The sequence below is a fragment of the Mesorhizobium sp. M1169 genome, from assembly GCF_040318345.1.
Lineage (GTDB): Bacteria > Pseudomonadota > Alphaproteobacteria > Rhizobiales > Rhizobiaceae > Mesorhizobium.
Map to the genome: position 1 here is coordinate 68,714 of NZ_JAMYME010000024.1, position 25,115 is coordinate 93,828.

The 25,115-nt window shown below is 53.3% G+C and carries 19 protein-coding genes and 3 pseudogenes; 19 read left to right on the forward strand and 3 right to left on the reverse strand.

All coding sequences use genetic code 11. The features are described from left to right. Positions 1 to 66: 66 nt before the first annotated feature. The 10 genes from NKH41_RS21855 (at position 67) to NKH41_RS21900 (ending at position 11,196) form a co-directional block, all read left to right on the forward strand. Positions 67 to 1,095, forward strand: coding sequence for a glycosyltransferase family 4 protein (locus NKH41_RS21855; protein WP_502906036.1), 1,029 nt, complete (start codon positions 67 to 69; stop codon positions 1,093 to 1,095). A gap of 64 nt (positions 1,096 to 1,159) precedes the next feature. After that, entirely contained in the window at positions 1,160 to 2,650 is a 1,491-nt protein-coding gene (locus tag NKH41_RS21860) for a hypothetical protein (protein WP_352933962.1), read from the forward strand. Continuing rightward, positions 2,647 to 3,903 carry a glycosyltransferase gene (locus NKH41_RS21865; protein WP_352933965.1) on the forward strand — a complete coding sequence of 419 codons (1,257 nt, stop codon included), beginning with the start codon at positions 2,647 to 2,649 and terminating at the stop codon, positions 3,901 to 3,903. Before NKH41_RS21860 ends, NKH41_RS21865 begins: the two co-directional genes overlap by 4 nt. Then, entirely contained in the window at positions 3,897 to 4,787 is an 891-nt protein-coding gene (locus tag NKH41_RS21870) for a glycosyltransferase family 2 protein (protein ID WP_352933968.1), read from the forward strand. The genes NKH41_RS21865 and NKH41_RS21870 overlap by 7 nt, the downstream gene beginning before the upstream one ends. 46 nt (positions 4,788 to 4,833) lie before the next feature. After that, positions 4,834 to 5,628, forward strand: coding sequence for a glycosyltransferase family 2 protein (locus tag NKH41_RS21875; RefSeq protein ID WP_352933971.1), 795 nt, complete (start codon positions 4,834 to 4,836; stop codon positions 5,626 to 5,628). Positions 5,629 to 5,637: 9 nt separating this feature from the next. Next, positions 5,638 to 6,759 carry a GDP-mannose 4,6-dehydratase gene (gene gmd / locus NKH41_RS21880; RefSeq protein WP_352933974.1) on the forward strand — a complete coding sequence of 374 codons (1,122 nt, stop codon included), beginning with the start codon at positions 5,638 to 5,640 and terminating at the stop codon, positions 6,757 to 6,759. A 604-nt stretch (positions 6,760 to 7,363) separates the two neighbouring features. Next, complete coding sequence (locus tag NKH41_RS21885) at positions 7,364 to 8,092, forward strand: class I SAM-dependent methyltransferase (RefSeq protein WP_352933977.1); 729 nt, start codon at positions 7,364 to 7,366, stop codon at positions 8,090 to 8,092. Between the two features lie 169 nt (positions 8,093 to 8,261). Then, on the forward strand, positions 8,262 to 8,825 hold the full coding sequence (locus NKH41_RS21890; RefSeq protein ID WP_352933980.1) for an LbetaH domain-containing protein: 564 nt from the start codon (positions 8,262 to 8,264) through the stop codon (positions 8,823 to 8,825). A 2-nt stretch (positions 8,826 to 8,827) separates the two neighbouring features. Beyond that, entirely contained in the window at positions 8,828 to 9,658 is an 831-nt protein-coding gene (locus NKH41_RS21895) for an aldo/keto reductase (RefSeq protein ID WP_352933983.1), read from the forward strand. Beyond that, positions 9,655 to 11,196 carry a GMC oxidoreductase gene (locus NKH41_RS21900; RefSeq protein WP_352933986.1) on the forward strand — a complete coding sequence of 514 codons (1,542 nt, stop codon included), beginning with the start codon at positions 9,655 to 9,657 and terminating at the stop codon, positions 11,194 to 11,196. Before NKH41_RS21895 ends, NKH41_RS21900 begins: the two co-directional genes overlap by 4 nt. A 216-nt stretch (positions 11,197 to 11,412) precedes the next feature. Here NKH41_RS21900 and NKH41_RS21905 read toward each other — a convergent pair whose 3' ends face one another. Both NKH41_RS21905 and NKH41_RS21910 read right to left on the reverse strand, forming a co-directional pair. Then, positions 11,413 to 13,161: a glycosyl hydrolase family 28-related protein gene (locus NKH41_RS21905; RefSeq protein ID WP_352933989.1), complete on the reverse strand. Its 1,749-nt coding sequence runs from the start codon at positions 13,159 to 13,161 to the stop codon at positions 11,413 to 11,415. A gap of 313 nt (positions 13,162 to 13,474) precedes the next feature. Further along, positions 13,475 to 13,702: pseudogene (locus tag NKH41_RS21910) on the reverse strand (IS66 family transposase); the annotation flags it as partial. A 362-nt stretch (positions 13,703 to 14,064) separates the two neighbouring features. On the opposite strand from NKH41_RS21910, the gene NKH41_RS21915 reads away from it, so the two are divergent. Further along, a complete protein-coding gene (locus tag NKH41_RS21915; protein ID WP_352933992.1) occupies positions 14,065 to 15,345 on the forward strand; it encodes a sugar transferase in 1,281 nt (426 codons plus the stop codon). Between the two features lie 308 nt (positions 15,346 to 15,653). After that, positions 15,654 to 16,201, forward strand: a pseudogene (locus NKH41_RS21920) (recombinase family protein); the annotation flags it as partial. 12 nt (positions 16,202 to 16,213) lie between these two features. Here NKH41_RS21920 and NKH41_RS21925 read toward each other — a convergent pair. After that, a pseudogene (locus NKH41_RS21925) lies at positions 16,214 to 16,449 on the reverse strand (IS66 family transposase); the annotation flags it as partial. A 322-nt stretch (positions 16,450 to 16,771) separates the two neighbouring features. Here NKH41_RS21925 and NKH41_RS21930 point away from each other — a divergent pair. The 7 genes from NKH41_RS21930 (at position 16,772) to NKH41_RS21960 (ending at position 24,975) form a co-directional block, all read left to right on the forward strand. Then, a complete protein-coding gene (locus NKH41_RS21930) occupies positions 16,772 to 17,245 on the forward strand; it encodes a hypothetical protein (protein ID WP_352933995.1) in 474 nt (157 codons plus the stop codon). 261 nt (positions 17,246 to 17,506) lie between these two features. After that, positions 17,507 to 17,989: a hypothetical protein gene (locus tag NKH41_RS21935; RefSeq protein WP_352933997.1), complete on the forward strand. Its 483-nt coding sequence runs from the start codon at positions 17,507 to 17,509 to the stop codon at positions 17,987 to 17,989. A 506-nt stretch (positions 17,990 to 18,495) separates the two neighbouring features. Beyond that, positions 18,496 to 19,305, forward strand: a complete 810-nt coding sequence (locus NKH41_RS21940; protein ID WP_352934000.1) for a tyrosine-protein phosphatase — start codon at positions 18,496 to 18,498, stop codon at positions 19,303 to 19,305. Further along, positions 19,305 to 20,093, forward strand: a complete 789-nt coding sequence (locus NKH41_RS21945; protein ID WP_352934003.1) for a polysaccharide biosynthesis/export family protein — start codon at positions 19,305 to 19,307, stop codon at positions 20,091 to 20,093. The genes NKH41_RS21940 and NKH41_RS21945 overlap by 1 nt, the downstream gene beginning before the upstream one ends. Before the next feature lie 37 nt (positions 20,094 to 20,130). Further along, positions 20,131 to 22,515, forward strand: a complete 2,385-nt coding sequence (locus tag NKH41_RS21950; RefSeq protein WP_352934005.1) for a GumC family protein — start codon at positions 20,131 to 20,133, stop codon at positions 22,513 to 22,515. Further along, positions 22,403 to 23,662, forward strand: a complete 1,260-nt coding sequence (locus tag NKH41_RS21955) for a tetratricopeptide repeat protein (protein ID WP_352934008.1) — start codon at positions 22,403 to 22,405, stop codon at positions 23,660 to 23,662. The genes NKH41_RS21950 and NKH41_RS21955 overlap by 113 nt, the downstream gene beginning before the upstream one ends. Next, positions 23,659 to 24,975, forward strand: coding sequence for an O-antigen ligase family protein (locus NKH41_RS21960; protein ID WP_352934010.1), 1,317 nt, complete (start codon positions 23,659 to 23,661; stop codon positions 24,973 to 24,975). The genes NKH41_RS21955 and NKH41_RS21960 overlap by 4 nt, the downstream gene beginning before the upstream one ends. Positions 24,976 to 25,115: the final 140 nt, after the last annotated feature.

Genomic DNA, 25,115 nt, shown 5'->3' on the forward strand with positions numbered 1-25,115 from the left:
GGGGGGATAAGCAGGTATTCCCGCTATCAGATAAGGGCTTTGCGCAATATCTTAGGAGAGGAGAATGTGCGGGTTTATTCGCTGACAGGGCCTGATGGAACGGGTTTTGAAGATCCTGTCGGTACATACTGGAACGGCTCGAATGGAACCGCCACCGCGTCGGATCGCTTTTCCATGGCGTTACGGCTAACCCGTGATGCACTTCTTTGGCGCCCCCAGTTGATTCACTCCGCGCACGTCAATTTCTCCCCCCTGATTAGCCAGCTTGGAAAAGTTTCAGGAGCCAAAACGCTGCTTAATGTCTACGGTCTCGAACTATGGAGCGGGCTTTCTGATAAGAGATTACGAGCGATGCGGGAGCATGATCTGATCATTGCTGATTGTCATGCTACCGCAGATTACGTGATTTCGCATCGAATGCATTCAAAAGAACCCAAAGTGATTTGGGATTGCGTAGATCTGGAGCGCTTCCAGCCGGGTCCGCGTGATCCGATTCTCGTTGAGCGTTATGGGTTGCCAAACCCTAAGTTTCACCGGATCGTCATGAGCTTGGGCCGGCTTGCAAAGGGGGCGGCGCACAAAGGATTTGATCGTCTAATCGAAAGTTTCGCCGCTGTGCGTGCCCAAGTGCCAGAAGCGCGGCTGGTCATAGCTGGAAAGGGGGATGATCGCCCGCGCCTTGAACAACTCGCGCGTGAAATCGGAATAGCGGAATTGGTATCCTTCATTGGTCCAGTTGACGAAGCGCATTTGCCTGGAATTTATCGCTATGCAGATGTTTTCAGTTTGGTTAGTGACTTTGGACAGGGCCGAGGAGAAGGCATCCCTCTGAGTCCGTTGGAAGCCATGGCCTGTGGTGTTCCGATTGTCGTTGGTGATGAGGACGGGTCAAAGGAAGCGATCGATGGCCATCGTAATGGCAGAGTTGTTTCTCCGAGAAGCCCTGCACAGCTTGTAGCCGCCATTGTGGATTTGCTGAAAGCAGACGAGGTTCACTTTAAGCGTGAAACCCGCGCAGTCGCGGAAGAGAGGTTTGATTATCAGGCATTCCGAGCTAAGCACCAGACCATTTATTCCAGCATGCTGGAGGGCTGAAACCATTTCCGCTTCTCTCGCACAGATGGCTGCCGGCGCATCAGACTCGGACAAGAGAACGCCAGTGCAAAAGATCCGGTTGAACGGAAGCCTACGCTGTATCAAGCGTAGTGTTTCGATGGGCGCAGTCCTTTCTGGATCTATTCTAATATATTTTTTGCTTGTTTCGCAATTATGTCGAAATGGCTGTACAGATTACACACTTACGGCTCTTCTATTGCCAGGGCATTTAGCCGTTATTGCCGGATTCGCTTTAATAGTGTGGCGCGTGGTTCGATATAATCCTGATCTGATGTTCTCGCCAGCAATCGGATTTATGGTCTGTTGCGCAGTTTTTTTTGGTTTTGGAAATCTCTCTACAATATTGTCTGACGACAGTACGCAGTATTTTATGGCGCTTGGGCTCTACCACCCAGGAGAAGCTGGTCAGTTGCGGGCCGACGTCCTTACTTTCTTTGGCGCGACCGTGCTTCTTACGGCTTTGAACTTCGGATTTTCTCTTCGATATGGCGAGTTCCCTAAGGGGCGGGCTGCGTCAGCTCTTCCTGCCCGCGTAATCTCTCTCACGTTTGTTCTCGGCGGGCTCGCACTGAAATACGGAGTGCTCATCCCTGCGCGGTGGGGGTATGTGCAATGGGTTGTGCCTGGTATGTTGAGTAATCTGGCCCAGGTGCCGGACCTTGGCTTTTTTCTGATGGCGTTCATGGCCGCTCGCGGTGATCGAACCATGAGGTGGATGTTTCCTTTTCTCTGGGTTCCATATCTTGGGCTTTGCCTATTAGAGTTCTCGAAAACGACCGTCATGTTCGCTGTGCTGATGCCAGCGCTAGGAACGTTCCTAGGCAAGCGCAGCTTCAAGTCCCTGGCGATATGGCTAGTATTTGCTGGGGTCTTGTTCTCCGCCACTCAGAATGTGAATCTCTCATCCCGAAAGGCCGTTTACAGCTATAGCGGCATTGAGGATCAAGCCCCCCTTGAGCAGCGAGTTCGTATCTTTTTTCAAAGCATCAGCGAAGCAGGTCATGATCAAGCTACCCTAGTCGATCTTATGTCGCTTCCAGATCAGCTTTGGTGGGTTAGGTTGAATTATGCTGGACCGCAAATTAGGGCAATGGAGCTATACGATGCAGGCATGGGCACAGATTGGCTCGTTTCGCCTTTAGCGTATTTGATTCCGCGGGTTCTGTGGCCTGATAAGCCCGAGCTCGTTAGCCCGGGTCAGATATTTAACCGAACTGTGTCAAGGAATGATGATACGATTGGGCGCGTAGCCATTACCATTTTTGGGGAAGGATACTGGTTGATGGGCTGGGCGGGCGTCGCGCTGATCTCCGCATGCACGGGGCTCATTCTAGGGGTGCTAACCAGACAGTCGTATTTCTACATGGAAAGCAAGAATTTCATATATCTTCCTCTGGTTTTGGTCGCATACAAGATGGCAGTAATGGACGTACTTGGGTTCTTTCAGACCAATATTTTAGGTAGCCTGTCGATATATATTGGCTTTAGGGTGACTGTCGCGACATTATTATTTATGCTAAAGGGCGCACGGTGATCGCTCGCCTTGAAAAGTCTAGCGCTCTTTCGTTCGCGCCTTGCAGGGGTGATAGGCCGATCATTAGGAAGGGGAGTCAACTTCATATACTTCACGTCACGCCATGCTATTACCCCGCCACGTTCTGGGGTGGTCCAATCTTCTCTACTCTGGCAATTTGCGACGCTATGTCCAAGACTCCCGGGATGAAAGTTGAAGTACTAACAACAGACGCTGCAGGGTTGAATGTATCGGACAGAGTCAGCGCAGTGTCGAGACCAGATTTTGGATACAGTGTTCATTATGCCCGGAGAGTGGCTGGCCATAGCATTTCGCTGGAAATTCTCCTTCGTCTAATCCCGGCAATACGACGGTGCGATGTCGTGCATCTGACCGCGACTTATAGCTTTCCAACAATTCCAACCCTATTTCTTGCTAGGCTCTTCCGGAAGCCGGTCGTCTGGTCTCCGCGAGGAGCTATACAGGCGACCGAACAATGGGCCCAAAGTCCTAGAAAACGACTTAAGCGCCTGTTTCAAAGTGTTGCTCGGCGTATCTGTCCGCCAATCACGTTCATCCACACAACTGCCGAAGAGGAACGATCTGCGACTGCGAGTGCAATGCCCGGGCTACCAGTAGTGGTAATTCCGAACAGTGTCGATATTCCGCCGCAGCCGAACCGTGTTCAGGCGATTGATGGAGCTCTTCGTCTCATTTTTCTTAGTCGGCTGCATCCAAAGAAGGGGTTGGACCGGCTGATGTCGGCGATGGAGCAATTGCCGGAGCGAGTCAGCCTTGATATCTATGGGACCGGAGATCCAGTGTATGTTGCTCACTTGACAGAGAGGGCAGCCACTTTCGGTGGACGAGTAAGATTGCGGGGGCATGTAGACGGCGCCGCAAAGTTTGCCGCGTTTGCAGAGGCGGACTTGTTTGTCCTGCCCACATTTGCAGAGAATTTTGGTATCGCTATTGCCGAGGCTCTAGCCCACGGACTTCCCGTGCTTACGACAACTGCAACGCCTTGGAAGGAACTGGAAAGTAGGGGCTGCGGCCTTTGCATTGAGCCAGAAAATGGAGATATTGCGAAAGCGATAACTGAGCTATCGCAAAGAGATTTGCGTTCGATGGGACTGATCGGACGCAGATGGGTTGTTGAAGAATTCTCTCCGGCGGCTTCCGGCAAGGCTTTCGCAGCGCTTTATGAGACAATATGGGCGCACAACGCAGCTAGTGGCACCAATAACGACCGGCGTATTTCTTCAAAATGTTAACCGTCATTATTCTAACTCGCGACGAAGAACGACACATCGCAAGGGCAATTTCGTCTGTGATAGGGTTGGCAACGAAGATTTTTGTCGTTGACTCCGGGTCTACGGATCGCACAGTTTCGATCGCTAAAAGTCTAGGAGCAGAAGTCCGGGAGAATCAATGGCGAAATTACGCAACTCAATTTAATTGGGCCTTGGACCAGCTCCCACTGGGCACGGGCTGGGTAATGCGTCTAGATGCTGATGAGATCATTATGCCTGATCTCGCTCACGAGATTAAGGTGCGACTGAGGACTTTGGGTGCGGATATTGTTGGGGTGAACGTTGGACGTCGCATGACGTTTTTGGGGCAGCCCATCCGCTATGGCGGATTGTTCCCAATACGGGTCCTTCGCATCTTTCGTCATGGCGCTGGCCGCTGCGAAGATCGTTGGATGGACGAACATATCAAGGTCAAGGGAGAAGTTGAAGAATTTCATGGCGAAATACTTGATGATAATCGAAATTCATTAACCTGGTGGACTGACAAGCATAACTCGTACGCTAGCCGTGAGGTCGTTGACCTCCTAAACTTGGAGTATGGGTTCGCCGTTCATGACACTGTGGCAGGCCTTAATGGCGGTCAGGCGGGTATAAAGCGTTGGTTCAAGGAAAAAGTCTACGCCCGGCTGCCGGGAGGAGGGCGTGCTCTTCTGTATTTTCTTTACCGATATCTATTCCGATTTGGAGTTCTAGACGGTCGCTGCGGTCTGGCGTTTCATCTTTTGCAAGGCTTTTGGTACCGCTTCCTCGTCGATATGAAGCTATTGGAGGTTCGGCGATATATGGATCGGGAAAAAGTCGACGCTCCTACGGCAATCCGGGCGGTTCTCGATATAATCGTGTAATTGTAAGAATGTTGAAGTATCTAGGTCGACGTGCCGGGGCGTAGTTGTGGCTGAGTCAAATGTCATCGAAGTGGAAATGAGTCAGAACAAGGTGAAATTTTCTATCATTACAGCGGTGTTGAATCGCGAGGCTACTTTGGCCGAGGCGCTTGAAAGTCTAGCGGAGCAACGGTACGATGACTATGAGCATATTGTTCAAGACGGAGGTTCAACTGACGGCACGCTTCGGATTCTCAACAACTACGCTGGCCCAAAACAGCATCTGGTTAGTGAGTCGGACCATGGGATCTATGATGCGTTAAATCGGGCACTCGCACGCAGTACGGGGGACTTTATCGGGCTTCTTCACTCAGATGACCGCCTCGCACACCCGGATGTACTCTTGCGGGTCGCGCAGTGTTTTGAAAGCAGCGGCGCCGACGCCGTCTATGGTGATCTGGACTACGTGTCCGCGATGGACACGTCGCGGGTAATTCGCCGCTGGAGGTCTGGTGAATACCATCCTTCTCGTCTTCGACGGGGATGGATGCCGCCGCATCCTGCACTATTTCTCAAACGCCATGTGATCGAGAAGTGGGGAGGCTATGACACAACATATCGGATCGCAGCAGACTATGACAGCATACTACGGTATTTCGGAAAAGGTAATATTTCCGCCGTGTGGATACCAGAGGTTCTAGTAAAGATGCGAGTTGGTGGGGAGAGCAATCGCTCGCTTGAGCGCATCCTGCGAAAAAGCTATGAGGACTATCGTGCGCTAAGGCTAAATGGGATCGGTGGCATCCGCACCCTAGTTTCTAAGAATATTGGTAAACTCGGCCAGTTTTTCAGTAAAGGGTAAGGAATAGTCATGCCTAAACGCGCTCTTATTACTGGAATAACTGGGCAAGATGGGTCCTATCTTGCTGAATTGTTGTTAGAGAAAGGCTATGAGGTTCACGGTATCAAGCGCCGGGCTTCGATGCTTAACACTCAGCGAATCGATCACATTTATGAAGACCCTCATCGGCCGAGCCCTCGCCTCAAATTACACTATGGAGACCTAACCGATTCGTCTAATTTGACGCGGATATTGCGCGAGGTCGAGCCAAATGAAGTCTATAATCTGGGGGCGCAGAGTCATGTTGCTGTCAGCTTCGAAGCACCAGAATACACAGCCGATGTAGATGCCATTGGTACGCTTCGAATGCTGGAAGCTATCCGCTTCTTGGGTCTTGAGAAGAAGTGTCGATTTTATCAAGCGTCGACCTCCGAGCTCTACGGCCTTGTCCAGGAGAGTCCTCAGCGAGAAACCACCCCGTTTTATCCGCGCAGCCCCTATGCTGTGGCTAAACTGTATGCTTATTGGATCGCTGTAAACTACCGTGAGGCGTATGGGATGTACGCGTGCAACGGCATCCTATTTAACCACGAAAGTCCCCGTCGGGGTGAGACGTTTGTTACGCGAAAGGTCACGCGTGGACTTGCGAATATCGCCCATGGGCTGGAGTCTTGCCTCTGGATGGGAAATATCAACAGTTTGCGTGACTGGGGCCATGCCAAAGACTACGTCCGAATGCAGTGGATGATGCTTCAGCAGGAGACACCCGAGGATTTTGTCATTGCCACCGGAAGACAATACACCGTGCGCGAATTCATTACGTGGGCGGCCGCCGATATCGGCGTTGAGCTCTCTTTTAAAGGCGAAGGCGTTCACGAGACAGCGACTGTCGTTGCAGTCGACAACGAAAAGGCACCGGCGCTCCGTGTGGGCCAGGTAGTGGTTCAGATTGACCCGAAGTACTTCCGCCCGGCGGAAGTGGAAACCCTACTGGGAGATCCAACCAAAGCCCGCGAGAAGCTGGGCTGGATACCGCAGATTTCGGCGCGAGAAATGTGTAGCGAGATGATGACAGAAGATCTGAAAGCTGCACGCCGGCACGCGCTCCTTCGACTGCACGGGTTGGCAATGCCAGTGGGTACGGGGGGGTAAAAGAACAGGCCGGATAAATGTCAACGAAAAGCCTATTGACATTGATGGTGAGTTTATGGCGACCGCGAGGTGGAAGATGGCCAGAGTGCGTTGAACCTCGGTGTCTCTTCGCCTTGCGATATGGTAAGGTCGGCTCAAATGCCATGTCGCGATTTGTGCTGTCGGGCTAAGACGACTGAGCGTAGGTCAGCCTATGATGCGGGGACTTCGGGACAGCGTTCGTTCAGGTGACCATCTTGATGCTGCTGTCGAGTGTTGTTGGCGATCGCCAACTGGAGAAGCGAAAAGGTCATGAATAATTGGCTCAGCGGCCACGCTATTGAAGCGAACGCCCGCGGAACAGGCGCACGAGATTGCGGGGAGCATCGATGACTGTAATCACTCGGGGACCACTCCGCCCTTGGAGCGTACTTTGCCTCGGAAAACGATGAAGCGCCAGTTGTCCCATCCGTTCGGCCAAGGTCAGCGGGCTTGCCCACGCAATGCGGTTCGATTTGGCCCATTGGGCATCAGTTAGCACAAGTCATTCCATGCAAAGCTTGGATCATACACAAGCGGCAGCTGGAATCTGAGAATTGCAACAGGCGATAAGAACGGAACTGTTATGATTGGTGGCTTCAGTACGAGAGATGGAACTCTAGATTTCTATCTTCGAATACGGTCCTTAGCTACTTCCGACATGACGGTTCTTGACCTCGGCGCTGGCCGTGCAGCTTGGTTCGAAGATGGTCGCCAGGATTTTGTATCAAGCCTCCGTAAAATGAAGGGCTACGTTAGGAGCCTGATTGCGGCGGACGTTGATCCCGTGGTGATGAATAATCGGGCTTGCGACAGCGCAGTTCTTATCGAAGAAGGCCATATCCCGTTGCAACCTGACGCAGTTGATTTGATAATATGCGATTTTGTTTTAGAGCACGTCGATGATCCCAAGTCATTTATCGATGAAGTTGAGCGGGTTTTAAAGCCCGGCGGGTGGTTTTGCGCTCGGACTCCCCATAAATACTGCTATGTAGCATTGCTCTCTCGTCTGTTGCCCAACCGATTTGAGAGTGCCATGCTCTCACGAGCACAGCCAGGACGTAAGTCAGAGGACGTCTTTCCGAAACGCTATAAAATGAACCGTTTGAAAAACATAGCAGTTCTTTTCCCTGGATGGGATAACGAGAGCTTCATCTATCGTTCCGAGCCGTCCTATCATTGTGGACGACAGTACATGTATAACATTATGGACTTCATACATCGAATTATGCCAGCATTTTTCTCCGGGACACTGATGATCTTCGTTCAAAAGCCCTATCCAAGGCAGCGTTGTGATGATTTATGTGAAAGCTAGGTCGCGCTGTTAACAATTGACATATGAAGCGCCACTGACACGGTTAAGCGTTAGCTGATTCTAGCTATACGACGGAAGCCAAACACACTGCGTAATGAAACATGTTTTGACAACTCCGCGCGATTTTGTGTTTGAGGCTCCTGAGAATAAGGGCTCATTGTAGCAAAGAATGAACGACAATCCAATTCTTGGCGGCCCCACCTTCTCTTTACGAGATCGGCTGTTTCGGGCACTCTGGCGAATAGCGTGGTTCACGCTTGCGGCTTGGACACCCGCTCCCCTTCATTCTTGGCGGCTACAGCTGTTGCGAATTTTCGGGGCGAATGTACACCCGACGGCAAAGGTATATGGCTCAGCTCGAATCTGGGACCCTTCTAATCTTACGATGAGTGCGTACAGCAGCCTAGGGCCGGGGGTCGAATGCTATTGCGTTGGCCCCATTGTTTTAGAGATCAATGTGGTAGTGTCGCAGCGCGCGCACTTGTGCACAGGAACACATGACATCAATGGGCCGAACTTTAGCCTGATGGCACGCCCGATCAAGATTAAGAAAGATGCTTGGATATGCGCCGAAGCTTTCTTGGGTCCAGGCGTAACCATCGGTGAGGGGGCTGTCTTAGCTGCCCGCGCGGTCACTTTTCGGGACTTGGCGCCATGGACGGTCTATGTGGGAAATCCAGCCAAACCCGCTAAAACTCGTGCCCAGTTTTCCCGTGAATACAGGGATCAGTAAGTATGACTCGTGCGCCAGATACCCGAATTCGAAACGTCAATATTCCGGGGACAAATGTTGTTGTGCCGAGGCTAATTTTCGGAACTGCATCATTGTTTAATGCGGGGCCACGTAAGAAACGTCTTGCCTTGCTTTCCGCAGCCGTAGAGGCGGGATTGTCACACTTCGATACTGCTCCGTACTATGGTTTTGGTTGGGCTGAGCGGGATCTTGGCGCTCTTCGCGCTGCCGGGACGAAATTCACAGTGACAACGAAAGTGGGGATATACTCGCCTGGCGGTGAAGATAGTTGGCAGTCAACAGTGTTCCTGCGAAAAGCGGCTGGTCGAGCATTTCCGTCTATTTCGCGCCCCACGGTCGATTTTCAATTGAAACGCGCCATGGTGGCTCTGGAGGCTAGCCTATCTAGGTTGCGAACGGATCATATTGAAATCTATTTGCTGCACGAGCCTGACGTTGCCTGTGTCCGATCCGAAGAATGGCAGCGCTGGCTGGAATGCGAAGTGTCAAGAGGTCGAATTGGCAGCTTTGGTCTCGCGTCGACAGCCAGTAAACTTGTACCGTTCTTGGACAGCGCCGATCGCCTATCTCATTTGGTTCAGGTTCTAGACAGCTTAGATGGAGAGGAGGCCGACGTTCTTCTTAAATATGAGCGGCCGTTGCAAATAACATACGGATACGTTTCGTCGGCGTTGTCGATAAATCCAGCCCGTTCTGTTGATGAGATACTTCGCGGTGCGCTGCGGCGTAATACGACAGGAGCTATTATAGTTAGTACGAAAAAGAAGGAACGGATTAGGCAATACGCGGAGATATTGGAGAAAGTAATTTGATATTTGACTTAAAGGTGTCAGGGGAGAAGCTTGAGCGACAAGCAGATGTTCTTATTGTAGGAGCAGGTACTGCAGGGCTTATACTCGCCGTAACCCTAGCCGAAGCAGGCCTGCGTGTCGTCTGCTTAGAATCTGGCGCCGAGGAACAACGAGGCGAGACGCATCCCTTAAATGCAGTACATCAACTGGGCGAGCCCTATGCTGGAGCTGAATACGGCAGATTCCGTTGCTTAGGCGGCAGTTCGACGCGCTGGGGTGGAGCGCTTATTCCGTTTCAGCCCGTTGATCTTAATCCGAGCATTTGGCCCGTTCAATGGGATGATCTTAGCCCTTTTCTTACTAATATTGAAAGGCTTTTTGGATTTTCTAACAATTCCTATGAAGATGGCACTACGCCCATGGGAGAGGACCACGTCGCTCGATTAGCGAAATGGCCTCGGTTTTCGCGGCGGAACGTCTACACTCTTTTGCATCGTCGCGCGAGGGCAGCGAAAATGCTGGAGATAATTATCAATGCAACCGCAACGAGATTCGGGATCGATAGAGGGAGGCTTGCGGAGGTCGAGGCTCAGGCTTTGAATGGTGGCAAAGTTGTTGTTCGTCCCCTGCATACAGTTATAGCGGCCGGTGCGATCGAGAGCACTAGAATCCTACTTCTCATAGACCGTGTATCGAATGGCATGATCACTTCAATGAGCTCCAGCCTCGGATGTTACTTTCAGGACCACCTGTCTGCAAAGGTAGCAACGCTCAAAGTTTCGAACAGACCAAAGCTCAATAAATTGGTCGGGTTTCGCTTTGAACGTGGCGGAGTAATGCGAAATTTACGCTTTGAACTGTCTCCTCAATCCCAATTGCGTACTGTTGTGCCCGCGTGCTTCGCGCACATTGCTTTTTCTGGAGATTCTAGCGGATTTGAGGCACTCCGCGATCTCTTGCGGTCGATGCAGCGGCGTGAGCTTCCAAGTAGTATGGTTTTCGTGCACCTCCTGCGTGGGTTGCCATGGTTTCTGCGTGCGGTTTGGTGGCGCTTGGTCCATCAGCGCCTACTTTACCCTGACGAAAGTCGACTTGACATGCACATGGTGATCGACCAAGGAGCGCACCGGTCGAACCAAATAGCTTTGTCCGATCAGTTCAAAGACGTGTTTGGTCAGCCGCTCGCCTCTATTCACTGGTCTGTTGGTGAGCGGGAAGTAGCCGCGATGCAGCGAGCAACGGATGCCATTGAGGATAGTTGGCGTCGAAGTGAGATTGCGCATCTTGCGAAACTCGACCTGCGGGCATCAGAGGATGTCGCAATCGATATGAAATCAGGTGGCGGGATATATCATCCGACGGGCTCAACTCGCATGGCTTACAATCCCTCTGATGGCGTGGTTGATCGTGAGCTTCGGGTATTCGCCCTTCAAGATGTTTCTGTTTGCTCAACGTCCGTCTTGCCGACAGGTGGTGGTGCAAACCCTACGATGATGCTTTTGCTTCTGACTTTGCGTTGTGCCCAGCGGATCAAGGCTGAGCTGATGCCTGGGAGGTAACAATTTTCAGGCAGTGAACTCCGCTTGCCGATCAATGTCACAAAACCGCTGCCCACTTTGGAAACCGCCCTTCTCACGCCACGGCCCCAAGCTCAGGTTTGTTGATGTAGCCCCAGGGTGGCTGTTGGGTTGGCCGCTGATGATCCTGGTGAGGGACTTCGGCGAGGCGACTGACCTGCAGAACGGCCCGGCGTACCCAGACCACGATGACCTAAATCAGATGGGACCCTTCGCGACCCAGATGAACACCAGATTGGCGTTTCCCTCTGGCGGTGCAGCGTCAAATGTTATTACCAGGTTGGTCGAGTTTGCAGTTGTTTTATGCTTAGCCATTCCAGCAGCGCCGATCGGAGTAATCTTGAAGCTTTTCGGAGCAATGTTAAGGCCATGAGGAATTTGGAATGTTGTGCTGACGCCGTTTCCACTTTGGATACTTTTACCAGAGCTCATGCGTGGGGCATTTCCAATGCGAACGTTGCTCGTGAACACGTTGTCTGTCGAGCCATCGGAGGTCAGGCCTTTCACCTCAGGGCCTTGGAAGTCACACTGCTCAAAAGCTATGTGTCCGCTGCCTCCCTTTGTAAGGACCCAACCTTTGCAACTTTCCATAAAAACCCTCTTAAACTTCACGTCGGTGACAATCCTATTGGGAGCGGCTAACGCGAAGTTGTTCGTGCCCCGTCCTGATATGGAGAGCCCGTCAATCGTCAGGCCTTCGATAGATCCCTGAAGATTAACCAGAAACTGGTCTGCCACGGCCATTTTTTCGGCGAAACTGAGCGTGATGCTTTTTAGTAGCAGGTCACGTATTGGTGCGGCTACGCTGTCAACCTGAACCAGTTGGGTTCTGGATCCTAAATTGCTAGCGCTGACATGGTAAATCTCATAATGTTGGTCAGATCCAAGGTGTTTGTTCCAAGAAAAAATTGCTATGGACGTTTTATGCGCAGTATTGCCACCGATGTAGGTGAAACCGCTCAGAATGACCGAACCAAGAAATTGAAACACGATGGCCAGAGTGCCTGATCCTCGTAAGACATCCGGGTCAAGTTTGTGTACCGTAACATTAGAAATCAATGCCGCAGGATTTTTTCCGCTGTTTCGAGTTCCGATTAGAAGCTGCCCATCATAGGCTGTGGGATTTCCGGAAAGGTTGCGAAAGGTCAAGTTCTTAAGTTGGATGCCCTCATCGCAAACAATATACCCGTTTCGAGAAAACCCTTCTAGAACGACATCTGTAATATCAGAGCCGGTGAAACCGCTTTCGTAGATTAGGTGGTCCGCGTCTGAGTTGGCTAGGTGCCAGTTTTTGCCAAATATCTTTGTACTACCCCAAACAATTGAGCTTCGCACGGTATCGTGAATATATATGTTTTCAAGAAATGCCCGAAGAGGCGGAACCCTGTTACCGAGAGTCCCAAAGTAAATTCCCTGAGTATAAATTAGATCGTATTCATCTTTCGACCACCGCGTTGATCCGCTGCCCCAGTCTCGGTTTTTCTCGGTATTCCCGTCGTACTCAAAATCCCGAAATGTGCATTCCGTAATGCCGGACTTGGCAGTTAATCCACGCAGGCCGACAGCAGAAAATAGATCAGCTGCACCGTCTTTCAGCTTAAGAATGGACTTTCCGTACATGCCGGCACCAAAGAGAGTTTGACCTTCGCCCAGCTCAATATGCGTGTGGATATAGATCCCTTCAGGCAAATATATATAGCGGCCCCCACGATCGATCGCTGCCTGGATCGAAGGGGTGTCGTCCGCAAGGCCGTCGGCCTTTGCCCCAAACATTTGCGGTGTAACGACATCTCCAATGATCTCCCACCAGGCACCGTCCTGAGACTGTACCTTGCCCGCATGGTTGGGTTCACTCAAAACACGGCGGTAACATGCTGCACCGCCATCTCTGGCTGCTGCATAGCCGCCGACGTGCAGCACACTTCGCCATGTAGAGACATTGGCCATCGACAGTGCTAAACGGCTTTCATAGTCTGGGAGTGCGAGGTGGGTGTGCTTGCCGCAAGCCAAGCTTGAGAGACAGGCGAGGACTTTTCGTCGGTTGAAAACTGGGAGTCTCATGATGCGACATGCCTATACGCCGGCTCGGCCAGAGCAGCAACGCCACGCCCCGAATTATCATAAGCGGTCTTCAGCCCACGGCTCTGATCTCGGGAGCCCGGATGTAGGCGCATGGCAGGAGATCATCGATCTGGCTGTCAGGTGGCCATTGACGATCTTGGTGAGAACCTTGGCGAGATAGCCGAGCGGCTAGGCGACCGCCCGGCGGGTGGCCGCCATTCCGTGGTTGGTCATCGCAGGGATAGGCCAAGGGTTGGCCTGTCTTCGTTTTGCCGTGGCCGGGATCGAGCACTCGCCCGATCGTCTGGGTCGGCGAAGAGCTTGGAGACGACTTCGGCCAAGCAGCCGCTCATGCACCGGACGCAGTTGCCAGGCGGGCGCAGCCGACCCAGTCGGCGACCGTGGAACGATCGAGATTGATGCCTTGTCAGGCCTAGATTTGCGCCTGATCTGGCTTGAAGGGGCTCGGGATTCGTAGTTTGTGCGAAACGAATTCAACGCCGCAAACCCTAACGTATGATAACGTATAACTTGCAACTTGGTTGGAACCGCGACGCGTGTCGTCCAGAGCGCGGATTGGGGGGCATCAAGCTGAAAAACAGTGCTAGCCGGAAAAGTACATCAAAGTTGGCCACGTTAACGTCATCTCCGCTAAGCATGTCGCGATCGGTGGATGGATTGATCTGGGGCAGAATATATATATAGAAAGAGGTCAGTTGGACGGACATGGGTATGCAGGGAACGTCTTCAACAAAGCTAGCTAAATTGTTTCATACAGTGAGAACTCCATTGAATGCTCCCGTTCAGACGATCGGTATCCGCCAGCATTGGCTATTGCGGATTCGCTTTCAATTGCTCGGCGGCATCTTCGTGGCGATCCTTGTTCCCGCAATGATTCGGTCGACTATGGATTACAACGTCTTGTTGGAGTCAAATCTCCAGACCACCATGGCTGCGGCCGGGGTTGCCCATGTTCTGGGCTTTTTCGCCTATCGACGAATGGGAAACTTCCCAGGTTTCGCAGCGGCCTCTTACATTCTGCCGACGTTTGCGATGACTTATGGAGCTGCGCTGCTCACCATCTTCCTCTTGCGCTACGAATATAGTCGGTTCCAAGCGATTGGAAGTTTTTTGCTTTCCATTTCCTGGTACTTCGGTGTGAGCCTTTGGACTCGGCAACTTGAACCCTACCGGCTGGCAGTGGTTCCGGGTGGCGGGGTAGAGAAGATCCTGACCATTAGTGGCGTGACTTGGAGTCGGTTGACTTCTGCCAACGACAGCCTTGATGGGCTGAGCGGGGTTGTGGCGGATTTGCGGGCTGACCTTCCGGGGGAATGGGAGCGTTATATCGCCGACAGCGCCCTATCCGGGGTGCCAGTCTACCACATCAGGCACATCAGCGAGTCGCTAACCGGTAGGGTCGAGATCGAGCATCTGGCCGAAAACACGCTGGGTTCGCTCAATCCCAATCACGCCTATATCAAGCTGAAGCAGTTGATCGACTGGATCGCTGCATTGTTGTTGCTCATACTTCTAGCTCCTATTCTTCTTGTTGTCGCACTCGCCATACGGCTGGACTCTTCCGGCCCCGCACTGTTTCGGCAGGAACGCATCGGGTTTCATGGCAAGATTTTTTGGGTTTACAAATTTAGAACGATGTCGATGGACGATAGCTTGGATGTAGACGATCGTGACAAGGCGATGACTAAGGTGAAGGACTTTCGAATAACACGCGTTGGAAAAGTCCTTAGAAAATCGCGTATCGATGAATTGCCGCAGGCGCTGAACATACTTCGGGGCGAGATGAGCTGGATCGGCCCACGTCCCGAGGCGCTGGCTCTTTCGCGCTGGTATGAGAGTGAACTACCATTCTATCGATATCGCCATATTGTCCGGCCCGGGATAACTGGATGGGCCCAAGTAAATCAAGGTCATGTCGCAGACATTAGCGACGTGCTGGAAAAATTGCATTACGATTTTTACTATATCAAAAACTTTTCTCCATGGCTGGACCTGGTCATCGTGCTGAGAACGATCCAGACGATGTTGACGGGGTTCGGCGCGCGCTAGGATGTGCGGTGAACATGCGTTATTTCTCCTGCTGCTGGCCAACCCATAACTGTCTGAAGACGATCCAAATCCATTCGATGACGCAAGGCGCCGGCCATGAAACGGTCCTTCCCATCACAAGACCAATCTAACTGATGAACGCGCCGCAAATCCTGGAGGCAGGCAACCGTCTTCCGGCAACATCTCGATCGAGCCCCGAGCATCTCGGCGTTAAACAGCGGAGCAGCGATATCCATCTGAGGACTTCATTGGTCCGGTTTGGGTGTGAGCTGAAGGCTGAAGGGGCCGATCGGCACCGCGACCGGAGCCTGCAAACGGCCAAGCTTTCCTGCCGTCACTCCACTCTGGCGCAGGTACAGCTCAACCTTGAGGGCCAGCGTCGGCAATATGAGCTTGTCGACGTCGCGCGGTGCTGGGGATTCCGCAAAGTAGAGGTGATCGAGGAGGATCTGGGACGAACCGCAAGCGTGGCTGTCGATCGTCCCGGTTTCGAACGCCTTGTCGACGATCGGTGTACCGGCCATGGTGGGCGCTGTGCTTTGCCTGGAGGCGTCCCGCCTTTCACGCAACGGGCCGGACTGGCATCGGCTGCTCGAGTTGTGCGGCGAGGTCGATGCACGCGTGTCCGATCTGGGACGCAGTTACGATCCGGGATTGCTGAACGATCGCCTGCCGGCGCGGTATGAAGGGCAGCATCAGCGAGTTCGAGCTCGGCGTGCTGCGTGGCCGCATGTACGAGGCCGCCCGCCAAGGCCAGCACGGGGAACTGCGCATCTCCGTGTCCTTCGGCTATGTCTGGCACCGCGATTATGGCGTCGGATTCGACCCCGAAATGCGACTGCAGGAGACCACCCGCGCTCGAGCCAGCGACCAGCGGCGCGCTCCGCCCTTGGCGCACGGCGCTGGGTTGGCCCGTCGGCAGGCTGTTGATCGTGCGCTCGAGATCGAACAGGCGCATCGATGCGCTTCAGCTTCACGGCTTCAACCGCTAGCGGATAGACCCGGTTGGGCTTCTCGCCGTCCGCCCTCGTTCGCAGCCGCTTCGACATCGGCCTGCTCGAACACTTTGTGCCGGCTGCGGGCCAAGCAGCTGGCTTCAAGAACCTGCGGAGCAGCATTTACAAACTTCGGTCAATTCGCGCCATGGCAACGCAAGTTGCATCGACGTCGGGTCAGAGATCCCTATTGTGGCCTTTGGTACCCGACTTGATTGGCCGTCTGCGGCCGGGCGCCGCGGCGCGATAGTCGTAATTAAATTCTGGCAAGTAGATCCCGCGTCAATAGACGGCCTCTGGCAAGAGACCGGTTACGGGCCCTTGCGTCGCTGCGGCAATCTGTTGAGGATGGTTGATCGCCGCCTGAGCCATGGGCATTCGTTGGGTGAAATCTCTTGAAATCGGCCTCCAGCTAAGCGGGAGTGGGACCTTTGTCGATCGGGAAAGTACCAATACTTGCATTGATAGCGCTGGCCTTCGTGGGCGCTTTTCTTCTTATCATCGTCAACAAGGGAACGAATAGATTCGCGCCGGTGCCTAAGCCGGTGGCGGCCCTTACACCTTTCGATGGCAAGCTTGCCATCGAATCGGTCGACGATCTGCGCGTCGCCGGCCGCAAGATTGTGTTGTGCGGCGCTGCATTCACCAAACCCCAATCCATGCGCGTCTTGGCGACCGCGGCGATGCGTCGGGATTATCAAGGGCTCGCCTTGAGATGCAAACCCGTGGGCGTGGGGACACCGTGCGACGGCAATGTCGCGCCGAACTTCCGTGACGCCGCCGTGGTTCAGTGCCTCACCTCCGACGGCACGGATCTGGCTGCGAAACTGATCGAGGCCGGCATCCTGTGCGGGCTCCCCGCGCAGGCGGGTTCGGCCTACAAGTCGTGCGCGCCAGGCTCGTAGCCCCTCCGGAGCCTTCACATAACCGTCGAAACGAGGTGACGAAAGTGCCACAAGGAACGCCAGATCGGCTCGCTTTGGGGACCGACTCTATTGCGATAGATCCCAACGGTCAGTAGTGTGTTTTATCAACCACACCGAAACCAAAAATTATCTCGCATATGCGAAATGGGTTGGAATTGGCGCAGAAAGCTGTTACGCGCTTTTTAGTACCTTGGCGGTTGGGTGGGCCTCAGGTAACGTGAGACAGAAGGATTGATGCGGATGAATCTAGTTTTGAAAAGTGCGTTGGCCGGAGTTGTTGTGTTGGCCGGCTTCGCCCCGGTGTCGTCTTTCGCGCAGGATGGGTCGTGCACCTGTGCAACCGCCTATAACGGCGTTAATCCGATTGGATCGCTCGGCAGCGTCAATGGCGACGTGATGATCTCGCAGGTGGCTGGCTATGGCCCGGCGAAAGCCGGCGGTGCGCTTGATTTCGGCAGCCGTGTCGTGGTTGGCTCCAAGGGCTCGGCTTCGGTTCAGGTTGGTGGCTGCAATGTGAGCGTCCCGGCGAATTCGACGCTCGATATCTCGCGTGTCGAGAATAAGATCTGCCTCAATGTCTTGGGTTCTGAGAAGACCGCCCAGACGGGCAATACCAACAGCACCAACTACACGCCGGCCCTTATTTTTGGCGGCATGGCTCTTGGGGCTGGTGTTCTGGCTGCAACGGCGGACAAAGATCACGGCCACGCCGTTAGCGACTAAGTTTGACCGCGTAGTAAATAACGCAACGGCAGCAGAGGCGTGTGGCGCTTCTGCTGTGTTTGTTGTTGGCGACAGAGCGAGCTTGGCGTGAATGCTTGTGTCGCGACTGCCGGATCGCCTAAGCCAAGGCGACACGCAGATGTCTGGCGAACATGCCGGGATGAAGGGCGAAGTGCCGGTCTACCCAGGCAAAATGGTCGAATCGCAATTTTTTGCTGCTGCGTGTTGGTGCAAGTTTCGGATACTGCAAACGCGACGATCAGATCAATCCTGCGGAGGGCGGCATGTGTCTAGCGCTGGAAACATCAGGCGCAGCGTTTGCCGCCGGTGCGGTGCTGATCGTCGGCCTGCATGATGATGACGACTCTCTCCGCCGGTAGCCGGAACCTGGCGTCCATCGTATCGTATGAACTTGACAAATGCGTCATTCGCTGTCTTGCGAGTGACGCATTTATACTTTTTGGGGATTACGCCGCCACGTTGCTTCGCTGCAGTCACAAAAGCCCATGATCGATCTACATTCTCATATCTTGCCCGGCCTCGACGACGGCTCGCCCAGCCTTGCCGAATCGCTCGAAATGGCTCGGCTGGCGGTGGCCGACGGAACGACCCACATGGCGTGCACGCCACACGTGATACCGGGCGTTTACGAGAACGGAACATCGAACATCGTTCGGGCTGTTCAAGAGTTGCACCAGGCGCTGCGTAGCGCCGCCATACCACTTGCTCTCTACATCGGCGCCGATGTTCACATAGCGCCGGATCTTCCGGACCAGTTGGCGGCGGGCAGCGTACCTACCTTGAACAGGTCCCGCTATTTTCTGTTCGAACCGCCGCATCATGTCTTACCTCCACGAATGGAGGATCTTGCTCTACGCCTCATAAACACCGGTTTCATTCCGATTCTTACTCATCCTGAGCGTTTGACCTGGATCAAAACGAATTACGACGTTATCGAGAGGTTGAATGCGGTCGGCTGCCTTATCCAGCTTACCGCAGACTCGATTATTGGTGCTTTTGGACGCACGGCGCTTTATTATTCGGAAAAGCTGATTGACGAGGGTAGGGTGGATATCATCGCATCGGACACTCATAGCGCAACGCGCCGCCGTCCTGGGCTTTCTAAGGCGGTTGCTGCTGCTGCCAAGCGATGTGGGGAAGACGAGGCCCGCAACATGGTGTTGAAACGTCCAGGGGAAATATTGGCGAACCGGCCCATTGAGCCGATCGGAAAAGCACGTCCGAGAAACCCAGCCGCCGGTAATGCCGGCCGTTTTGGAGGATTGGGCCGCCTATTCAAGGGCGGGATAGCGTGATGGGTATTTTTCATTTGGCAAAACACCACATAGGCACGGCACTCGTCTTGCTAGCTTCGCTTGCAATGTCGGCATGCACGAGCACCTCGTCGACGACACCGACTTCCTCGAGTGCGGTCGATGCGCTGCAATTGACGTCGTCATCGACGCCACTTTCGGGCGGCGGCGCGCTGAAGGTGGTGAAGGACCTGCCTCCGCCGCAAAACACTCAGAACGGCAGCGAGCAGCCTTTGTCTCCGAACGATGTACTCGAAGTGAATGTATTCCAGGTGGACAACTTGAGCAGAACGGTTCAAGTCGACTCCAGCGGCCAGATATCGCTTCCGCTTATCGGAACCATTACGGCGGCAGGAAAAACCGTCCGTCAGCTGGAGCAAGAGATTGAGACGTCCTACGGTGCCAACTACCTACAGTCGCCTGATGTGACGATCTTCGTCAAGGAGTCGATTGGGCAACGCATAACCGTCGATGGTGAAGTCAACCGGGCCGGCATCTTTCCGGTGACGAGTAATTCCTCGCTTCTGGATGCGATCGCTCTGGCAGGAAATTTCAGCCCAGTTGGGGATGCGAGCAAGGTGTTCGTTTACCGCAATATCGGCCAGAATACGCTGGTGGCAAATTACAACGTCGAGGCAATTCGTGCTGGCAAGGCCCGTAATCCGCGGATCTACGGCGGTGACAAGGTTGTCGTTTTTGCCTCAAAAACGAAGATTGCGGTGAACAATCTCAAGGACGCGCTAGGCATTGCCTCCAGTGCCGCGCGAATTGCCGTCATCCCGGGAATATAGTCTGCAGCCGGTCAGTCGAATAGGATCACTTCGCACCATGCTCGATCGCAACAGGCAGCATCAAATTGCAGGTCCAGGAAATGTCCAGGCCTTGTCCGCCGACCTTTATTACGACGGCGCACAAAGCTATAGCCCGTATGGCCGCGATTACTCCGAGCAGGAAGAGAGCTTCAATCCGCTAAAGCTGCTCTTCTACGTTGTCCAGTACCGCTGGCTTATCACCATGATGGCGGCTGCAGGACTCATCGCCGGCGTCATCATTACTATGATGCAGACACCAAGATACCAGGCGACAACGCAATTGGAAGTGCTAGTTCCTTCGGCCAAGGTCTTCCAGGATATCGAGGTAGTGTCTGAGAATGCGGACGTGCGGGCATTCCTCACCGCCCGTGAAAAGCTCAAAAGCCGCGCATTGGCGCAGCGTGTTGTGTTCCAATTAGGGCTGACTGAAAAGCCGGATTTCCTCTTTCCCACGCCGAGCTTTTCTCTCGGCAACGTCTTCTATCGTGCGTTCGGAATTTCGAAATCGCCTTCCATTCAAGAGAAAACTCCAGAGCAGCGTGAAGCAATTGCTATCGAGCGCATTCTAGATGATCTCACTGTCAATTTGGTCCCCAATACCAGCTTGCTATCGATCACCTTTGTAGATCAGAAGCCGAAATATGCAAGCGATGTAGCCAATCAGGTTGCGCAAAGCTTTATTGATCAACGCCTCGACCAAACAAGCGAGACGTCAGACCTGGCACGGCAATTCATCCAGGAACAGGTTGCGCAGGTAAAGCAAAAGCTCCAGAAATCCGAAGAAGAACTGGTTGCGTATGCGAAGGATGCTGGCATCACGATAACTGGTGACGACAAGTCGCTGATAGGGTCTAACATCGAGGCGCTGAACACCGCCCTTGCGACGGCGATCCAGGATCGTCTGGATGCCGGACGGGTGGTGGACCAGATAGATAAAGGCCGCGGCTCGAGTTTGTCCCCCGTCCTGGAAAGTGAAGGTCTGCAGAAACTCAGTGAGAAGCTGGCGGACTTGACCAGCCAGTACCAGCAGAAGCTGGGCATTCTCAAGCCCGGTTTTCCCGAAATGCAGCAGCTTCAATCGCAGATCAAGGAGTTGCAGCGTCTCTATAACAATGGTGTGCTTGCAATAACGGATTCACTGCGGCTGAAATACCAGGAGGCGCAGAACAAAGAGGCCGATCTTAGGTCCAAGTTGGCCGAGATGGAAAAGCAGCAGGTTACCTTCAATGACAAGAACATAAAATACACAATCCTAAAGCGCGAGGTCGATTCAAACCGGTCGCAATATGACAACTTTATAGCTAAGCTGAACGAGGTTGGCGTCAGCTCCGAGCTCAAGACGCAAAGCGCGGCAATCACCGATTTTGCCACTCAGCCGGAACGCCCATATTCGCCGCGTTTGAGCATCAATCTCGCGATTGCACTGGCCCTTTTCCTCGCTTTCAGTGCATCGATCATCTATATCATCGAGTTGTTGAATAATACCTTTACCAACCCCGAGCAGGTTGAAAAGGAGCTTGGATTGGCCATGCTCGGCATCTTGCCACTCGTTGACGACCGGGAGCTTACAGCCAGCATCGCCGATCAGAAGTCCGGGTTGTCGGAGGCTTACCGTTCGCTTCGAACTTCGCTGCAATTTTCCGGTGCGGAAGGCGCACCACGATCGCTGGTTGTCACGAGTTCGGAGCCTTCGGAAGGCAAGTCGACCACATCGTTCAAACTCGGGCAGGAGTTCGCAGCTCTTGGAGCAAGAGTTCTCATTGTCGACGGCGATCTTCGAAAGCCGAACCTTCATCGCCTGTTTGGTCTTGATAATACGATTGGACTCAGTAACCTGCTGACAAATACGGTTCGCAAGGACGATTTGGCGAACATTTTCAGGGCGACAAAATATCCCAATGTGACCGTTTTGACCTCTGGAACGATCCCGCCAAATCCTGCGGATCTGCTGTCCTCACCAAAGATGGCTCTGATCATAACCAATCTTGGCAAGCGCTTCGATATTGTCATTGTCGATGCGCCACCAGTCGTTGGTCTTTCGGATGCTCCGATCCTCAGTCGGCTCGCTGAGGGCACATTGCTGGTCATTTCATCGAATCAGGTGACACGCAAGTCGGCAAAAACCGCGCTGAAGCGCTTGCGATCTGCTGGCTCGAACGTAGTGGGAGCCGCGATGTCAAAGTTTGCGGTGAACAAATTCGACTACAATTATGGCTACAAATACATGAACTACCAATATTACAACTACGGCACGGACACTAGTACTCCAAAGATTGAGGGCAAATTAGATGATGGAGCAGGCCAGCCCGCTTATGCAAAGTCTGCGGCGTTCAAGCGTTTGGTTCGTCGCATCCGTTCTGGTGTTGCTGGCTTTGTCGATCGGGCTAAGTCGATTTCTTGAAACGGAAACGCCAGCCGTTTCTGTTGCCCTGGATCCGTTGAATGTTGACGCGGTGATAGATGAAATCACCAGTGATCTGAACGACACGAACAATGCTCCTGATCTTGATGTCTTGCTTCACAGGGCTATGCGCGCGCTGGCCTTCGATGTTGCGGACGCGCGTCTCTACAGTCTGATAGGCGAGATCAAATACCGGCAGGGCGAAAAGGATGAGGCCTACCGGGTTTTCGATCAAGCCCGAAAGCTATCCAAAACAGAAATCCATGCGCTGCAGCGATCCATTAGCCGTGCAGTAGAAACGGGTGATTTGCCCAAGGGAGTTCGCGAGATCGACATATTGTTGCGGCGATGGCCGGAACAATTTTCGGCGATCGCCGAAGGTCTGCCGATGATTCTCTCGAATCCGGATGGGTACCAGGCTATGCTGACGGCCATCAGGGCGCAGGCGCCCTGGAGAGCCAATCTGTTCATCGCTCTTAGCAGAACTCCGGCGGGGCTAGACTTATCAAATCGGCTTCTGCTCGATTTGACCGGATCAGCCGCGCCGCCCACGTCAAGCGAATTGTCCGGTGTGATCAATGGCTATATTCGTCAGAAGCAATACGAACCGGCCTATCGACTGTTTCTTTTCAGTCTGTCTGATGAAGAGCGCAAACTAGGCGGATACATTTTTAACAGCACGTTTGAGCCCGTCTCCGACGGGAAGCCCTTCGATTGGCAAGTCCCTGATCACTCCGGCTTGGAAGTTACATTTGCAACATCTCAGGACGCTGTGGAGGGCGAGGGGGGGGCAACAATCCGGTTCTTGAACACGCCAGTCAAGAACACTGCCCTTCAACAATATATTCAGCTGCCTCCAGGCTCGTATAAAATTTCCCTCGTAGCCTCTGCACGAAATCTGAAGCTTCCAAAAGAATTGTTCTGGTCGGTCAAATGCCTAGGCCCGGCCGGCGAAATTGCGATCTTCAACATTCCCGAGGGCACATATAGCCGCCGAAAGCTGGGCCAGGATTTCTCGGTTGTGCCGACTGGTTGCCCCATGCAACTATTGACGTTGCAGACCGCCGCGATTGCAGAGAGCTGGCGATTTCGATATGTCGGCACTTTGGTAATGCACAAATTGAGCATTGAGAGACTTTCATCTTGAACGCTCGGCCGTCGGAATGGGATAAATATCTCCTCGGCACGGTCTTGGTCGTATCGCTGCTAATAGGGGGCGGTACTGCGAGCGGCCTGTACACCGATACTCTGATCGAGGTTGCGGCCATTGTTTCGGCCGCGGCCGTCTTTTCGAAAATCCCCGGCCAGAGAATCCCCCGATCTATTCTATGGCTGTTGACTTTCGGCGTGGCGTGGACGGTCTTGCAAGTCGTCCCATTGCCGTCAGCCATATTCAACGGGTTGCGGCCGGAGCTGTTGCTCGGAGATCCCTGGATGGGAGAAAGCCGATTTCGTTTCATCAGCGTAGGGGTCGGCCGGACGGTCGAATGCCTGCTTTATCTTCTGGCCGCCGCAGCGTTTTTTTTGGCTATATTGCGTTTGCGTGCCGAGCAGGTCAGCGCGCTCCTTCCGTTTTTCTTCATGGGTGTTATCTGTAATGGTTTGGCGGGAGCAATTCAATATTCCCTCTCCGACGACGTCGCTATTGTCGGGCTGTTGCCTTTTACGATCAATGCCGGCCTTTTTGCCAACGTAAATCATTTTTCGGCGTTGCTTTTTGTGTCTATTCCCTTCGTCGTCTATTATGGTCTGTTCCGCGGGCATCTCTTGTCCGGATCCTTCGGCCTGATCGCGCTTTTGCTGCTTCTTTTGGCCGCCGGTTCCCGCGCCGGCGTTCTTATCGGGTTGGCGATCACAGTATTGTCCGTGATCTTTCTTTCAGCCCGTTCGAGGGTGAGTGGATTCGGCGTTCTCCTGATTTTTATCGGTCTTTCGATCTATACGATAAGCGCCTGGACTAAGCTCGATGCAGAGGCGCTCGACCCGGCGTTCGGGAGAGGAGAATTTGCCCTAACCACAATAGAGGGGATCAAGGGCAATTGGGCGACGGGTGTTGGATTCGGGACATTTCCAAAGGCCTATCAGATGTACGAAAGAGAAAGCATGATCTTTCAAAAATACGTCAATCATGCCCACAATGAATATCTTGAAATTGCTTTCGAAGGGGGAATTCCTGCCATCCTGCTTTTGGTAGGCTATTTTGTACTGCTTTTCGCTGCACTGGCCAGGGTTCGCCGTGATCCCCTTCAGAAGGCGGCATTCCTCTCGGTGTCTTTTCTGCTCATTCATTCGCTGGTCGACTATCCGCTGCGAACCGGGGCTCTGGCGATGGCCTTTGCCTATATGAACGCCATCATCTTCCACAAAGGATTTGCCGGACGCTTGAGCCGCACGAGCGAGATGATCGAGATCGATCACAACGGTGACAAGCTGTTTGTTCCCATCGGAACTTCGTCCTAGCGACCCCGTCGCGGCTGGCCGTCAGCTGAATGAGGCGGACGATGTCAGACAAGCTGTACCCATCCGGTGAAGACCGCAGACGTGTATCCGGCGGCCATGAGGACCTGAGCACCGCGGTGCCGGGTCAAGTTTTTGATGGG